The following is a 12162-nucleotide window of genomic DNA, read 5'->3' as shown; positions in this document are numbered from 1 at the left end:
GATCAGTCGTCCTTTCGCATGCACGGCGCAATGCGCGCGCAGTCGCTGGTGCAGGCCGGGCAGTCGCATTCGTCGCCCGGATCGGATTGGGTTGCGTGCCGACCGGCCTCGACGGCCGACACAAGTGGATCAGGTGACGGCCGTGGGGAGAGGGTCCGGTCGTCCGAGGCTACCGCCTGCTGCGCGGTCGGGGGCATGACGCGCAGTTCAGGCGGATGGGAATAGTGCATCAGCGCGCGCAGGCGCTGGAGGCGGGTGAAGGCGATGCCTGCATAGTTTACGGTCATTGTCCGACCCCCAATGTTGCGGCGGCGGCGCGGCAGGCGCCTGCCATGATCTTGAAGCTGAACAGCCAGATCGCCGCGGCGGCGAGGCAGGCGATATGCACAGCGACCGGGTGAGTGAACCAGGTGCGGGGGTCAGGACCGAGCATCGCCGCCCTCCCCTGTGCCCTGCCCCGGCCGTTCGCTCATAGGCTTGCCCATCCACAGCGCTTCGAGCGCCTTGTCGGCATAGGCCTGGAACTGGTGTAGGATCAGACCGAACGAGCATAGGCCCGCGAGAGTGATCAGCGCCTTGCCCGCGAAATAGACGGCGGCGCTCATGCTGCAGCCACCAAATGCGGGACGGCGGGCGATCGAGCCGAGACGTGGACGTCGAGCTGCTCGGCGGCGCGGATGAGGCGGCTGGCAGCGTTGATGATCAGGGCGCGGGCGGCGATGCTGTCGGTCGGCAGCATCTCATGCGCTTCGCTGATGCTGTAGCCCGCGATGTTGATCAGATCGACGGGCCGAAACGGCGTCGCGTCAGCGCGGTGCAGCGCGTCGAGATGGCACAGCGTTTCCGCAGCGGCCGAGCCGATGGTGTAGCGCGGGATAGTCATGATGATCTCCCCCACCGTCTCGCCGTCGGCCGGATGCCGAGCGGGTCAGGTGATGGGAATTAGATATATGCACATGAGAATATCGTCAACGAATTAAATTCTCACGTGCATATTATTATTCGTCCGGCGGCTCCCAATCGGGATAGAAATCATCATCGCCCGCCGATTCGGGCGGCAGCGCTGGCAATACCGGTGCCTCGCCATCCAGCCCCACGCGAATGACGCAGCCCCAGGGTGCGCGATCCTGAAAGACCGCCGCCGTCACGCGCCCGCGCGCCAGATAGGTTTTGATGAGCTGCGCCCGTTCGGCCTTCACATAGCCCAGCTGGGTCCCGCGCACACTGAAGACGGCGACCGCCTGGGGGTCGACCGGGTTTTTCGGTTCGGGAACGAGGTGGACATCTTCGCCGGGCGCACAGAGCAGGATTTCAAAGCGCCGGTCTGACTTATCCTTGTTGCGGTGATCGACGCCGACAATTGCGAGGGAGAGTTGCATGGCCCGATGCTAGATAATTTCCTGCGCGCAGTCGATGTTTAGGATAAGCAACATATAGCGGCAGGACGCGAGTCGGTGGGGGCCGATTTTATGGGGGTGATTATGAAGCATAGATATGTTTTGGTCTTGGCATCGGCGGCATTGATGTCTTCGAATGTCGTGCAAGCTGCTCCCAAAATCGTGGTCCAGCCGGTCCAGCTATCGAATGAAGCCATTCGGTACAATCACGGCATCGCGACGATAGACCAATTTTCCGACACCGGATCAGTTCAGGTGCGGCCGGGTCCGCTGGATCATGGAAGCCTTACCTTCACCATCGCCGTATTCAACACCGGCAAGCAGGCAGCGAACATCGACGTCGCCAGCTTCAGCTTAATCAATGGGTCGCAGACCGTTCGCGCGATGAGCGTCGAAATTCTGGAACAGAAAGCCAAGAGCCGGGCAGCATGGACGCAGGTCGCTCTTGCGATGGCCGGTGGCCTGACGGCTGTAGCGGCCGCCTCACAGCGCGACACGTATCGCAGCACCTTTGTCACGCCTCGCGGCACATATCGGAGCTATTTCAGCGCGCCCAGTTCGTTTGGCCAGCTTCAGGCGACCGCCGCGATCGCCGCATCGGGCGTTGGTATCGCATCGGTGCAAAACCGACTGGATCAGACGCTGGAGGCGCTCGGAAGCCAGGTCGTACAGCTGACGACGGTCGATCCCGACGACAGTTACGGCGGTATGGTCGTGTTCGAAAAGATCAAATTCGCGAAGTTACCAATGCAGGTTACCGTCATGGTGGACTGGAACGGTCGGCAATATCCGTTCGCCTTCCAGATCGCTAAGCCGGGCACGCCGGCGCCTGCGTTCACTCCGCCAGTGATTGAAGAAGAGGCACCGGTAAAAACCATGGTCGTGCCGTCGCTCACGGTGCCCGTCACCGCCAGCCCGCCCCCATCACCGGTGACCGAGCCGGTTGCGGCTATCCAGGCCGCGCCAGCCCCTTCCCGCACCGGCCCAGCGATTTAGGATCGGTGTCGGCGGCTAATGTCAGGAGCGCGGGCGTCAATTGGCAGGCTCGCCCTTGATGTGACGAACCAAGCGAACCAACGCCCAGCCGTCCATCCATCCGCCCGCATCATAGGACACGAAGAACGGATATTGGCCTTGCTGGGGATATCGCCAAAATTCGCCGCTCGGCCGTTTGGGAATGCCATCGGCCGGTGCGCAACCCATTTCTCGAAGGCGCGCCTCCCACTGTGCGCGGGGGACGCGGTCCCTCAGCACGTAGGGATGGCTTGGCCCATATAGACCCGGTCGCACATATAAGCGGGCAGCATGGGGGAGGCCGCCCCGATCAGTTCCGCGACGTCGACCGTCGGCGTTACGCGCACCTGCGCGCCGATCATGCCCGACAGGATGACCTCCAGAACCGGGCCGACTTCGGCAATCACAAGGTCAGGATCTTCGTTGGAAATCACGAAGCCGGGGAGGCTGTCGGAATAAGCGCGCAGACCGCCGTCCTCACGATGGGTAAATTTCACTTCGATGTTAAATGGTTCTATCGGCGTCTTGGCCATATCATCCTCATTCGACCCGCCCATTCGCTCGACCCCGCCAACGACAAACGCCATAGCCGACGGATAGTGGCGAAGCGCTGTTAAAATTTGAATAAGCGATTTGGCTCAATCTATCAATCTTTCAATGGCGAATGTAGAAATGCCATGAAGTTTGGGCCGACTGAAAAGAGGCGCTATTTTCGGCGGAAATGCGCCATATTTTGATGACCGGGCCGTCGGCGACTGAAAAATTTCGCAATATGTCGAAATGAAATTGGATGGGGATCAGTGCCTCCGCCCTGACCAAACCACCCGCCCGATGATCCGCACGTCGACCGCGTCGACGATCTGTCGGTCGTGCATCGTGTTATCGGAAATGATTTCCACCTTGCCGTCGGCAGCCGGGCGCAGGCGCTTGACCGCCCCTGCACCGTAGAGCGCGATCGCCCAGATACGGTCGGTCATGTTCAGGCGCGTCTGGAGCGTGTCGATCACCAGCATGTCGCTGTCGAGCAGCGTGGGCTGCATGCTGTCGCCAACGCCATGGGCCACCAGCATTCGATGGGGTGGTGACTGGCTGATCATGCGCAGAATGTTGGGGTCGAACTCGACGGTGCCTTCCTCGACATAGTCGTCCAGGTTCGAACCGTCGCCCATGGCGAAGCCCAGGTTGATGCGCTTGAGCGAGATCGCGCCGTCGCCGTCGGCCACGCCGCGCGTTGGCGGGATGTCAGGCAAGGGAGCCGCTACGGCGCGCGGCTTGCGTGATGAATCCTGGCCGGGCCATTCTTCATCCATAAACCGCTCTAAGCCGATACCGGCTAGGTCAGCCATGCGCGCCAGAGATCGCGCGGTAGGCTCGTTGCCGTGGTTTTCCCATTTCGAGATGTAGGATTGCGGCACATCGAGGCGCTCAGCGAACTTCGCTTGGGTGTCCCCAAGGAATTTCCGAAGTGCAGCTATGTTGCGCGCGAGCGTGTTTGGCATGCGCCACGCATAATTGCCATTCTTGGCTGGCGCTAATTCCCGTGTGCATATTTCCATTGACGCTATATTCTCACGTGCATATACCTAGCGCTATGAACGCTATCCGCGACGCCCGCCTGCGGCTGGGCCTTACACAGATCGAACTGGCTGGAAAGCTGGGTTTGCATCAGTCGACCATCTCTCGATTTGAGAAAGGGTCGCTGCCGATAGACGAGCGAACTGAGCTTGCCGTCGAAGCGCTTCTGGCGCGTCCTGCCCTCTGCTCGACCTGCGATGCCCGCTTGGACGAAACGTCCATCCGGTCCTGCTCGGTGCGTGAGTGCCCGCATGCGCAGAAGGCGGCGGCGTGATGCTCAAATTCCTTTCGATACCCTATCCACAGGACACCAACGGCATGGACACAGACCAGATCGCATTGCGGATGCGTTGCCTCGAACTGGCTGCGCGCCAGCCTGTTGCCGATGGCATCGACGTGGTTTCCGAAGCGCGGCGCTACCTGCAGTTCGCAATGGGCGACGCGCCGGCTGAAGGAAATTCCACCGATACGCAGCGGAGGGTTATTCCATGAATATCCAGCTATCGGCCAATTCACGGACGCTCGGTGCATCGGCGCGTTGCTCTGGTACGTCGCTCGCCTCCATCTTTTCGGCGGAGGTGATGAGTTGTTCGCGCACTTCGTTGCGCAGGCCCGGCATTCTCGCCTCCAGTGCTCGCAATAGCCCGACGCCAAGGGCCATGCTCCAATCAATCCCGTCGACACGGGGCGCGTTGTCCATGGCTTTGGCGATCTGCTCTGCCAAATTGTCGTCCATTTGTGTTTTCCTTCGTGTGGCGCTTGCGTTGCACACGATAGCCGGACCGGGGGCGCGGTCAATCGCGCTCCCGGCGAGGTGATGGCGTGATGAGTGGCTGCTGTGATCATGGTGCCGGTCTACGCGCAGGCGCGCCCAGCGTGTTGGGCAAGTTGCCGCGTCTTACCCAAAGTTCTTATCGCGAGGCGGTGAGCCAGACGGTGAGCGGCCTGGCTGCGCCCGAAGGGCTGACCGACCAGGACATGGCGGAGTTGATCGGCAACAGCGCCGCGAGCGTTGGCAATGCGCGCAACAAGAAGGGCGACCTGTCCGCCGTTGCGATGCTGTCGATCGGCAAGGCGTTCGGTCCCGAATCGCTCAACACCATCCTGGCGCTCATCGGCGCGAAGGCGGTCCCGGCTGGCGCGGTGTGCTGCGACAATGTCGGTCACATCCCGCTGCGCATCGCCGAGACGCTCCCCCTGCTTATCACCCTGCTGTCGGACGGCGAGTGCTGCGACGGAGATGTGCGCAAGCTGGAGGCCGCGGGCGTGATCGATGAATTCATAAAGGCGGCCAACGTCCTGGAACGCCGGAGGAACGACGTGCGGCTTCGCGCCGTGAATAGCTGACACCAACCCACACGGGCCGCCCGGCCCAGGAGATGCCCATGAACAGCGCCACCAGCGCGGTTCCGTCGATGGACGGTTCCGCGGACGATATTGCTTTGCCCGATTATCGGACCTTCCTCGAAGCGAAGGCACCGCTCGCCCTGCCCGCCGGCTTCCCGTGCGAGCTGGACGAAATCCCCACGCACCTGACCGACGGCCGTCCGATGAAGGACCATGTCCGCCACATTGTGCGCTGGGCTGTCCAGGGCGGTCGGCGCGGCCTGTTCGAGAGCTTCGGTCTGCACAAGACGATGCAGCAGCTGCTGATCCTCGACATCATCCTGCGCAAGCTGGAGGCGGCCGAAGGTTTCCGCCCGGATGCACTGATCGTCGTGCCGCTCAACGTGCGTCGTGAGTTCATCCGCGACGCCGAACTGCTCGGCATCCCGGTACGCTTCATCCAGTCGGACGCCGAGCATGAAGCGTCGGGCGACCAGGGCGGCATTTTCCTCACCAACTATGAGAGCGTGCGCGAAGGCAAGCTGACCGTGAGCCGCTTCCGCGCTGCCAGCCTGGACGAAGCGGACGTGCTGCGATCCTACGGGTCGAAGACCTATCAGGACTTCCTACCCCTGTTCGCCGACATCCCGTTCCGCTTCGTCGCGACGGCTACGCCCGCGCCAAACCGGTACAAGGAGATGATCCATTATGCCGGGTTCCTGGGCATCATGGACACCGGCCAGGCGCTCACCCGCTTCTTTCAGCGCAACAGCGAAAAGGCGGGCGACCTGACGCTCTACCCGCACAAGGTCGATGAGTTCTGGACCTGGGTGAATAGCTGGGCGGTCTGCATCCAGCGCCCGTCCGATCTGGGCTATAGCGACGAAGGCTATGCCCTGCCGCCGCTCACCGTCCGCTGGCATTGCGTCGAAGCCGACATCAGCGACGTCGATCCTGAAAGCAACGGGCAGGGCCGCCTGATCCGCGACACGGCACTGGGCGTGGTGCAGGCGTCGCGCGAGAAGCGCCGTACCCTCGACACGCGGATGACCAAGGTGGCCGAGATCATCGCCGCCGCGCCCGACGATCATTTCATCATCTGGCACGACCTGGAGGATGAGCGCCGGGCGATCGAGAAAGCACTCCCCGCCTGCGAAACCGTGTTCGGTTCGCAGAAGCTGGATGTACGCGAAGAGATCGTCACCCGCTTCGCCGACGGCGCGCTGCGCCAGATCGGTGCCAAGCCGATCATGCTGGGCGGCGGCGTCAATCTGCAGCGCCATTGCCATCGCGCCATTTTCGCCGGCGTAGGCTTCAAGTTCCGCGACTTCATCCAGGCGATCCACCGCATTCAGCGTTTCGGCCAGGGCTGCCCGGTTGAGATCGACATCATCCACGCCGAAACAGAGGTCGAGGTGGTGCGCGAGTTGCAGGAGAAGTGGGCGCGCGACAATGCATTCCGCGAAACCATGTCGGCGCTGATCCGCCGATACGGCCTGCACCACGGCGCGGCGGCCGAACTGGTGAAGCGCTCGATCGGCTGCGAGCGTCAGGAGGTGTCGGGCGACGGGTGGCGGCTGGCGCATAATGATTGCGTGGATGAAGCCAAACGGCTGGAAACCGGGTCGATCGACCTGATCGTCACGTCCATCCCCTTCAGCAACCATTATGAATATACGCCGAGCTATAACGACTTCGGCCACACGGACGACGATGCGCATTTCTTCGCGCAAATGGACTTTCTGACGCCGAACCTGCTGCGCGCGCTGGCCCCCGGCCGCCTCGCCTGCATCCACGTCAAGGACCGCATCCTCTTTGGATCGGTCACCGGCGAAGGCGTCCCGACCGTCAGCCCGTTCCACGCCCGCTGCATCGACCATTATATCCGCCACGGCTTCCAATATATGGGGATGATCACGGTCGTCACCGACGTCGTGCGCGAGAACAACCAGACCTATCGCCTCTCCTACAGCGAGATGCTGAAGGACGGCACGAAGATGGGCGTCGGCAGCCCCGAATATGTGCTGCTGATGCGCAAGCCGCAGAGCGACCAGACGCGCGGCTATGCCGATGTCCCGGTCGCCAAAGATGCCACCGAATACAGCCTGGCGCGCTGGCAGGTCGATGCGCATGCCTTCTGGCGGTCGAGCGGGGAACGCCCGCTGACCATTCCCGAATTGTGGGAGGTCGATGAGCGCTTTGCGCACATGACCACAGGTAAGCTCGCCAAGCGGTTTCGCGAAGAGACGCGCGACCTGATCTACAGCTTCAAGTCGCATGTCGAGATCGGCGAAACGATCGAAGCCCGCGATGCGAACCACCCGGCCGGTCACCTGCCGCGCACCTTCATGGCGCTCGATCCGGGCAGCCACCATCCCGACGTCTGGGATGATGTGGTGCGCATGCGGACGCTCAACGGCAACCAGGTCCAGAAGGGCCGCGAGAAGCATGTTTGCCCGCTGCAGTTCGACATCGTCGACCGCCTGATCGAGCGATATTCCTCCAAGGGCGAGATGGTTTTCGATCCGTTCTGCGGCCTTGGCACGGTGCCCATGCGCGCGATCCTGTCCGGCCGTCGCGGATCAGGCAGCGAACTGAACCCCGACTATTTCGCGCACAGCGTCAGCTATCTGCGCGAAGCGGAGGATCAGCAGGCCGTGCCGTCGCTGTTCGATCTGCTCGACCTGGAAGGCGACGGCGTCAAGGAGCAGGCAGCATGACCGGCGCGGGAGAAACGAAAGCCAGAAGGTCGCCGCAGCAACGGCAGCGCGACGAGCGACTGGTGCTGTTGCTGAAAGCACTGGAAAGAGCAGCGGACGCAGGTGCTGAATGCCCATCGAACGAGGATCTAGGGCGGACGCTTGGGTATTCCGGCCCTTCCAAAGTGTCGGATTTAATCGCTTTGCTGGAGGTCGCTGGGCTGATCACCTGCGCGCGCGGCCGGAGCTCGCGGGTCATCACGATTGTCAAAACCGGACGAAGCACCGCCGGAGAGGTCAAGTTTTCCCGGCGCAAAGGCGGATGGACGGTGGACATGGACGCGATCCTGATGGACGCGATTGCCGAGGGCCTGACTTTCCACGCCGCCGGCGACATCCTTCGCAAAAGCAAGAACTCTTGCATCAGTCGTTTTCGCACGCTGAGCGCGACACTGGGGCATCAGGCAGCATGACCCGCCCCCGCCGCTACCGCCGTCGTACCTTCGCCGAAGTAACCGCGCAGGCCCGCATCGCCGAGCGCGCGCAGGTCGCGCAGTTCGGCCGGTGGCAGATCGCCGCCGTCACCCAGCTCATCGCCGCCGGCAAGGTCGATGCAGAGAGCGGATCGCTCCTGTCGACCCGGCTGGAGGCATTCGTCGAGCAGATCGAACAGGGCCTGCATCTGCAGGGCGAGGGGAAGCCTTCATGATCACGCGTGGCCAAACGAAAGAGCGCCGCTTCACGGAGGCTGCACGCGCGAAGGAGCCGTGGAAAGACCACGAATTGCGCGCCCGCATTGCCGCACATCGCGACGGTAGCGCCAGGCTGGCAACAGCGATCGACGCTCTGATCGAACGGACGGCCGTGCGCCTCGCCGTACCCGACGCATGGCGCGACCATCCCCTGCCCTTCGCCCGCGCCTATCTCGGGCTGGAGGTCGTGATGACTCCTGCGGAGTGCAGCTATGGCGATTGAGCCGCCTGAACCATGCCCGGAGCGCGAGCGACTGGAGGCTTTGGTAACCCTTAGCGCCAAACGGCTGGTCCGCGCCGATGCCAAGGCGACCCTCGCGCTGCGCGAGAAATTTGACGCGTTGCGTGCCTTGGACGGCGCGACGGCACGCATGGCACAATGGCTGAAAGAGAACCCCGATCCGCAAGGGTCGATATTTGAAGGAATGTCCGATGTCTGACGGGAATGTTGCTGGCGATCAGTTGCGGTTGCTCATTGAGCGATGGGAGCGCCTGGACGAAGAGAAGAAGGGGATCGGGGATGACCAGAAGGATGTCATGCTGGAGGCGAAGGCGACCGGCTTTGACACCAAGATCATGCGCCAGATCATCCGCCTGCGCAAAATGCAGCCGCACGACCGGCAGGAGATGGAGGCGATCCTCCAGACCTATCTGGCCGCGTTGGGGATGGAGTAAGGGGTATTTCCAACTCTGTCCGCCTTCCCTGGCCTGCGCCCCAGCTGTCGCCGAATTTTCACGGAAAGCTGCGCGACAAGCTGCGGGCGAAGAAGTCCTATCGTCAGGCGTGCTGGGCAGCCTCCCTGGAGGCAAAGCTCCGCGCGCCTGACAGCGCCACGATCTCGTTGCGGATCGAATTCTTTCCACCCGACCGCCGGTCGCGAGACGATGACAATATGATCGCCAGCTTCAAACATGGGCGGGATGGCGTCGCACTGGCGGTCAAGGTTGATGACAAGCGGTTCCGCACCGTTCCCATATTTCATGACGAGATCGTCCCTGGCGGCGAGATCATCGTCACGCTGGAGCCGCTATGAGCAAGCGTCCTGCCTTTCAATTTTACCCCGGCGACTGGCGCACCGATCCGGGCTTGCGCCTATGTTCGCTGCTCGCCCGTGGCCTGTGGATCGAGATGATGGCGATCATGCATGAGGGTGAGCCCTATGGCCACCTGACCGCCCAAGGCCGCGCCATATCCGATGACATGCTGGCGCGGCTGGTTGGTGAGGGTGCCGCCGCCGTTAAGCGTGCGATCAAGGATCTGGAGGTCAACGGCGTCTTCTCTCGCACCGACGCGGGCGTAATCTACAGTCGCCGGATGGTCCGCGATGAAGCGATTCGCGAGGCTCGCGCGGCGGGCGGGTCACTCGGCAAAGGTCATGGCGAAAAGGGGGCTTCGCATGGAACAAAGGGGGGTCGCCCTCGCAAAGATAAACCCCCCTTGGGTGATGATGTAATGGGGGTTATTTTACCCCCCCCTTCTTCTTCATCTCCTTCTCCATCTTCATTTGTTGATGATGATGGTGACGCCGGTGAAATCGACATCCAGGGCCTAACCGACGAACTGGCCCGCATGGCCCGTGTCCGCCATGTCGATCCCGGGCGCATCGGCCAGCATGTGGACCTGGTGCGGGAATGGATCGGCCATGGCGCTACCCCCGATGACATGCGCGCCGCGGTGCGAGAGGGCGTGACCGCTGCGTCAGCAGCCATCCACAGTCTCAAATATTTCAGCGGCGCAGTGCGCCTGAAGGTCGCAAAAAGGGAGAATGATCATGGGTCAGCTGGCCAGGGTTCAGCCGCAGAGCAGAGCGGTGACGGAATATTGCGAGCCGCCGCTGACCGTCGCGCTCGCCGCCGCGCTGGACAGCCGGATTAGCGTGCTGGAACTCAAGGTCTGTGGCCCGGAGAGCCGCGCCATCTTGCAGGCCTATGTCGATGGCGCATCGCCGCCGCTTGCTGACGAAGAAGAAATCGACACGATCATCGCCGGGATGGCCGTCGCCCTGCCGCGCGCCAAGGGTGACGGGGCCGTCGCAGAAGCGAAGCTGGACATCTATGCCGCCTCATTGGCGGACATCCCGCTGATAGATCTTCGCGCCGCATCCGACCATCTGATCAAGACGGCGCGCTTCTTTCCTAGCGTTGCGGAGATCAGGGCTGCCGCTTCGATCACTGGGCGGCCACGCGCGGCGCGTGTTGCGCGCGCCAGGGTGATGATCGTGCGGCACGATCGGGATTGGCAGCCGCCTATCGAGGAGATGTTGACGGCCGAAGAGACTGCGCAGCTTGAGAGGATAGTTGCAACGCCTCTGGCGGGCCGTGTCGATCAGCGATAAGAACAAGAGTGGAACGGAGCAAGCGGCGATGAGCGGTCATAACGCAACAGATTGGTGCATCGTGCGGACCTCCGGCGCGGGGACGCTGGCGGTTGCCGCCGCCTTGGTCGATGCTGGCATTGAAGCGTGGACGCCTGCTAATGTTGCAGTGAAGCGGGTCGGCAAGGCGCGCGAGCGGGTCGAGCAGACTGTCCCGATCATGCCGACTTTCGCATTCGCCCGATATGACAGGATCGCCGACGTCCTCGCCATGGCACATGCGCCAGCGCCCGTTTACCAGGTCTGGGATAAGGAGCAGCGCCGCATGGTCATGCGCGGCTGCCCCTATTTCAGGGTGTTCCGGCACGGCCTCATCTATCCCGCCGTCAGTGACCGCGAGCTGGATCGCTTGCGGGTGGCAGAGCGACAGGGGCGACCGCTGGAGCATGTGCGGATCTTCAAGCCAGGTGAAGAGGTACGCTGTGGCGCGACGCCCAGCTTCGATGGACTGGTCGGCGTGATCGAGGATGTGCAGGGCAGCTATGCCTTTGTTCGGTTCAGCGGGTTCGGTGATCATGCCAGCGTGAAGGTGAACGCCAGGCGGTTGCTATCCGCTGCTTGACTGTCGAGGAACATTTCGAGTACCAATCAGGTGCTGCACAATGCAGCATCAGGCACATGCCGACGTTGATGGCCTAGCCACTCCGGTTGCCGCCGCATCGAACCATGGCGTTCGAGCGAGCGTGCGACGCAATTCCGATGATCATAAGCCGATTGGAGCGCGCCATGCAGCAGCGCCTTTCCCCTGCCGATCGGATCGAGCGCCTTGCTGGCGACCTTCATGCGTTGGCGTTCGACATGCGCGAGCCTTCGCGATCGACCAAGCGGGCCGAGCGGATCATCAGCGAGGCGGAGCGGATCGCGGGTGATGTGCGTGCCGTCGTGCGCGGGCGAGGCTGACCCCCTCCCCCCCCCCTTTGGGTCCTTCCCGGCCCATAGAGAAGTACGGGGGGACGATGGGCAGAATCTCGCTAGCCACAAAAGCTGCCCTTGTTCTTCCTCTCTGAAGTAATAAACGACGGAT

The 12162-nt window shown here is 62.5% G+C and carries 24 protein-coding genes; 15 read left to right on the top strand and 9 right to left on the bottom strand.

The window, feature by feature from the left end; all coding sequences use genetic code 11:
* Positions 1-2: 2 nt before the first annotated feature.
* The 5 genes from BSY17_RS17785 to BSY17_RS17770 form a co-directional block, all read right to left on the bottom strand.
* Complete coding sequence (locus BSY17_RS17785) at positions 3-287, bottom strand: hypothetical protein (protein ID WP_069066460.1); 285 nt, start codon at positions 285-287, stop codon at positions 3-5.
* Positions 284-433, bottom strand: coding sequence for a hypothetical protein (locus BSY17_RS21660; RefSeq protein ID WP_171899273.1), 150 nt, complete (start codon positions 431-433; stop codon positions 284-286). Before BSY17_RS21660 ends, BSY17_RS17785 begins: the two co-directional genes overlap by 4 nt.
* Positions 420-605, bottom strand: a complete 186-nt coding sequence (locus tag BSY17_RS17780; protein ID WP_069066459.1) for a hypothetical protein — start codon at positions 603-605, stop codon at positions 420-422. Before BSY17_RS17780 ends, BSY17_RS21660 begins: the two co-directional genes overlap by 14 nt.
* A complete protein-coding gene (locus BSY17_RS17775; protein WP_150125822.1) occupies positions 602-883 on the bottom strand; it encodes a hypothetical protein in 282 nt (93 codons plus the stop codon). Before BSY17_RS17775 ends, BSY17_RS17780 begins: the two co-directional genes overlap by 4 nt.
* A 115-nt stretch (positions 884-998) precedes the next feature.
* A complete protein-coding gene (locus tag BSY17_RS17770; protein ID WP_069066457.1) occupies positions 999-1379 on the bottom strand; it encodes an HIRAN domain-containing protein in 381 nt (126 codons plus the stop codon).
* A gap of 90 nt (positions 1380-1469) precedes the next feature.
* Here BSY17_RS17770 and BSY17_RS17765 point away from each other — a divergent pair, with 90 nt between their 5' ends.
* On the top strand, positions 1470-2393 hold the full coding sequence (locus BSY17_RS17765; protein WP_150125821.1) for a hypothetical protein: 924 nt from the start codon (positions 1470-1472) through the stop codon (positions 2391-2393).
* A gap of 36 nt (positions 2394-2429) precedes the next feature.
* Here BSY17_RS17765 and BSY17_RS21655 read toward each other — a convergent pair whose 3' ends face one another.
* From BSY17_RS21655 to BSY17_RS17755, 3 genes are all read right to left on the bottom strand, one after another.
* On the bottom strand, positions 2430-2600 hold the full coding sequence (locus tag BSY17_RS21655) for a hypothetical protein (protein ID WP_171899272.1): 171 nt from the start codon (positions 2598-2600) through the stop codon (positions 2430-2432).
* 44 nt (positions 2601-2644) lie between these two features.
* Positions 2645-2944: a hypothetical protein gene (locus BSY17_RS17760; RefSeq protein WP_171899271.1), complete on the bottom strand. Its 300-nt coding sequence runs from the start codon at positions 2942-2944 to the stop codon at positions 2645-2647.
* A 264-nt stretch (positions 2945-3208) separates the two neighbouring features.
* On the bottom strand, positions 3209-3910 hold the full coding sequence (locus tag BSY17_RS17755; protein WP_171899270.1) for an XRE family transcriptional regulator: 702 nt from the start codon (positions 3908-3910) through the stop codon (positions 3209-3211).
* 92 nt (positions 3911-4002) lie between these two features.
* Between BSY17_RS17755 and BSY17_RS17750 the strand changes: the two genes are divergently transcribed.
* A complete protein-coding gene (locus BSY17_RS17750) occupies positions 4003-4260 on the top strand; it encodes a helix-turn-helix domain-containing protein (protein WP_069066453.1) in 258 nt (85 codons plus the stop codon).
* Entirely contained in the window at positions 4257-4478 is a 222-nt protein-coding gene (locus BSY17_RS17745; RefSeq protein ID WP_150125819.1) for a hypothetical protein, read from the top strand. The genes BSY17_RS17750 and BSY17_RS17745 overlap by 4 nt, the downstream gene beginning before the upstream one ends.
* Here the strand turns inward: BSY17_RS17745 and BSY17_RS17740 are convergent.
* Complete coding sequence (locus BSY17_RS17740) at positions 4468-4722, bottom strand: hypothetical protein (protein WP_069066451.1); 255 nt, start codon at positions 4720-4722, stop codon at positions 4468-4470. The two genes, BSY17_RS17745 and BSY17_RS17740, sit on opposite strands and share 11 nt — an antisense overlap.
* 89 nt (positions 4723-4811) lie before the next feature.
* Here BSY17_RS17740 and BSY17_RS17735 point away from each other — a divergent pair, with 89 nt between their 5' ends.
* The 12 genes from BSY17_RS17735 to BSY17_RS21645 all read left to right on the top strand — a co-directional run bounded on the left by BSY17_RS17735 (position 4812) and on the right by BSY17_RS21645 (position 12038).
* Positions 4812-5333 carry a hypothetical protein gene (locus tag BSY17_RS17735; RefSeq protein WP_069066450.1) on the top strand — a complete coding sequence of 174 codons (522 nt, stop codon included), beginning with the start codon at positions 4812-4814 and terminating at the stop codon, positions 5331-5333.
* A gap of 38 nt (positions 5334-5371) precedes the next feature.
* Positions 5372-8032 (top strand): DNA methyltransferase, encoded by a 2661-nt coding sequence (locus tag BSY17_RS17730; RefSeq protein ID WP_083217156.1) that lies wholly within the window; start codon positions 5372-5374, stop codon positions 8030-8032.
* Positions 8029-8484, top strand: a complete 456-nt coding sequence (locus BSY17_RS17725; RefSeq protein ID WP_069066449.1) for a hypothetical protein — start codon at positions 8029-8031, stop codon at positions 8482-8484. The genes BSY17_RS17730 and BSY17_RS17725 overlap by 4 nt, the downstream gene beginning before the upstream one ends.
* On the top strand, positions 8481-8720 hold the full coding sequence (locus tag BSY17_RS17720; RefSeq protein WP_069066448.1) for a hypothetical protein: 240 nt from the start codon (positions 8481-8483) through the stop codon (positions 8718-8720). Before BSY17_RS17725 ends, BSY17_RS17720 begins: the two co-directional genes overlap by 4 nt.
* Complete coding sequence (locus tag BSY17_RS17715) at positions 8717-8986, top strand: hypothetical protein (RefSeq protein ID WP_069066447.1); 270 nt, start codon at positions 8717-8719, stop codon at positions 8984-8986. Before BSY17_RS17720 ends, BSY17_RS17715 begins: the two co-directional genes overlap by 4 nt.
* Positions 8976-9203, top strand: a complete 228-nt coding sequence (locus BSY17_RS17710) for a hypothetical protein (protein ID WP_069066446.1) — start codon at positions 8976-8978, stop codon at positions 9201-9203. The genes BSY17_RS17715 and BSY17_RS17710 overlap by 11 nt, the downstream gene beginning before the upstream one ends.
* Positions 9196-9438, top strand: a complete 243-nt coding sequence (locus tag BSY17_RS17705; protein ID WP_069066445.1) for a DUF2312 domain-containing protein — start codon at positions 9196-9198, stop codon at positions 9436-9438. The genes BSY17_RS17710 and BSY17_RS17705 overlap by 8 nt, the downstream gene beginning before the upstream one ends.
* 218 nt (positions 9439-9656) lie before the next feature.
* Complete coding sequence (locus tag BSY17_RS21650; RefSeq protein ID WP_171899269.1) at positions 9657-9797, top strand: hypothetical protein; 141 nt, start codon at positions 9657-9659, stop codon at positions 9795-9797.
* On the top strand, positions 9794-10639 hold the full coding sequence (locus tag BSY17_RS21400) for a hypothetical protein (protein WP_150125818.1): 846 nt from the start codon (positions 9794-9796) through the stop codon (positions 10637-10639). Before BSY17_RS21650 ends, BSY17_RS21400 begins: the two co-directional genes overlap by 4 nt.
* Positions 10575-11099, top strand: coding sequence for a hypothetical protein (locus BSY17_RS17695; RefSeq protein ID WP_171899268.1), 525 nt, complete (start codon positions 10575-10577; stop codon positions 11097-11099). Before BSY17_RS21400 ends, BSY17_RS17695 begins: the two co-directional genes overlap by 65 nt.
* A 28-nt stretch (positions 11100-11127) precedes the next feature.
* Positions 11128-11700 (top strand): hypothetical protein, encoded by a 573-nt coding sequence (locus BSY17_RS17690; RefSeq protein WP_069066442.1) that lies wholly within the window; start codon positions 11128-11130, stop codon positions 11698-11700.
* 164 nt (positions 11701-11864) lie between these two features.
* Positions 11865-12038: a hypothetical protein gene (locus BSY17_RS21645; protein ID WP_171899184.1), complete on the top strand. Its 174-nt coding sequence runs from the start codon at positions 11865-11867 to the stop codon at positions 12036-12038.
* Positions 12039-12162 lie beyond the last annotated feature (124 nt).

It is taken from the genome of Sphingobium sp. RAC03 (assembly GCF_001713415.1).
Taxonomy (GTDB): domain Bacteria; phylum Pseudomonadota; class Alphaproteobacteria; order Sphingomonadales; family Sphingomonadaceae; genus Sphingobium.
This window is presented reverse-complemented; position numbering and strand designations above follow the sequence as displayed.

Bases quoted from the DNA above. Each gene is read 5' to 3' on its own strand.
- BSY17_RS17765 (WP_150125821.1), top strand. From the start codon at position 1,470: ATGGGGGTGATTATGAAGCATAGATATGTTTTGGTCTTGGCATCGGCG.
- BSY17_RS17720 (WP_069066448.1), top strand. From the start codon at position 8,481: ATGACCCGCCCCCGCCGCTACCGCCGTCGTACCTTCGCCGAAGTAACC.
- BSY17_RS17715 (WP_069066447.1), top strand. From the start codon at position 8,717: ATGATCACGCGTGGCCAAACGAAAGAGCGCCGCTTCACGGAGGCTGCA.
- BSY17_RS17710 (WP_069066446.1), top strand. From the start codon at position 8,976: ATGGCGATTGAGCCGCCTGAACCATGCCCGGAGCGCGAGCGACTGGAG.
- BSY17_RS17760 (WP_171899271.1), bottom strand. From the start codon at position 2,944: ATGGCCAAGACGCCGATAGAACCATTTAACATCGAAGTGAAATTTACC.
- BSY17_RS21400 (WP_150125818.1), top strand. From the start codon at position 9,794: ATGAGCAAGCGTCCTGCCTTTCAATTTTACCCCGGCGACTGGCGCACC.
- BSY17_RS17740 (WP_069066451.1), bottom strand. From the start codon at position 4,722: ATGGACGACAATTTGGCAGAGCAGATCGCCAAAGCCATGGACAACGCG.
- BSY17_RS21645 (WP_171899184.1), top strand. From the start codon at position 11,865: ATGCAGCAGCGCCTTTCCCCTGCCGATCGGATCGAGCGCCTTGCTGGC.
- BSY17_RS17690 (WP_069066442.1), top strand. From the start codon at position 11,128: ATGAGCGGTCATAACGCAACAGATTGGTGCATCGTGCGGACCTCCGGC.
- BSY17_RS17735 (WP_069066450.1), top strand. From the start codon at position 4,812: ATGAGTGGCTGCTGTGATCATGGTGCCGGTCTACGCGCAGGCGCGCCC.
- BSY17_RS17705 (WP_069066445.1), top strand. From the start codon at position 9,196: ATGTCTGACGGGAATGTTGCTGGCGATCAGTTGCGGTTGCTCATTGAG.
- BSY17_RS17785 (WP_069066460.1), bottom strand. From the start codon at position 287: ATGACCGTAAACTATGCAGGCATCGCCTTCACCCGCCTCCAGCGCCTG.
- BSY17_RS17750 (WP_069066453.1), top strand. From the start codon at position 4,003: ATGAACGCTATCCGCGACGCCCGCCTGCGGCTGGGCCTTACACAGATC.
- BSY17_RS17730 (WP_083217156.1), top strand. From the start codon at position 5,372: ATGAACAGCGCCACCAGCGCGGTTCCGTCGATGGACGGTTCCGCGGAC.
- BSY17_RS21655 (WP_171899272.1), bottom strand. From the start codon at position 2,600: ATGGGTTGCGCACCGGCCGATGGCATTCCCAAACGGCCGAGCGGCGAA.
- BSY17_RS17770 (WP_069066457.1), bottom strand. From the start codon at position 1,379: ATGCAACTCTCCCTCGCAATTGTCGGCGTCGATCACCGCAACAAGGAT.
- BSY17_RS17775 (WP_150125822.1), bottom strand. From the start codon at position 883: ATGACTATCCCGCGCTACACCATCGGCTCGGCCGCTGCGGAAACGCTG.
- BSY17_RS21650 (WP_171899269.1), top strand. From the start codon at position 9,657: ATGATCGCCAGCTTCAAACATGGGCGGGATGGCGTCGCACTGGCGGTC.
- BSY17_RS17755 (WP_171899270.1), bottom strand. From the start codon at position 3,910: ATGCCAAACACGCTCGCGCGCAACATAGCTGCACTTCGGAAATTCCTT.
- BSY17_RS17725 (WP_069066449.1), top strand. From the start codon at position 8,029: ATGACCGGCGCGGGAGAAACGAAAGCCAGAAGGTCGCCGCAGCAACGG.
- BSY17_RS21660 (WP_171899273.1), bottom strand. From the start codon at position 433: ATGCTCGGTCCTGACCCCCGCACCTGGTTCACTCACCCGGTCGCTGTG.
- BSY17_RS17780 (WP_069066459.1), bottom strand. From the start codon at position 605: ATGAGCGCCGCCGTCTATTTCGCGGGCAAGGCGCTGATCACTCTCGCG.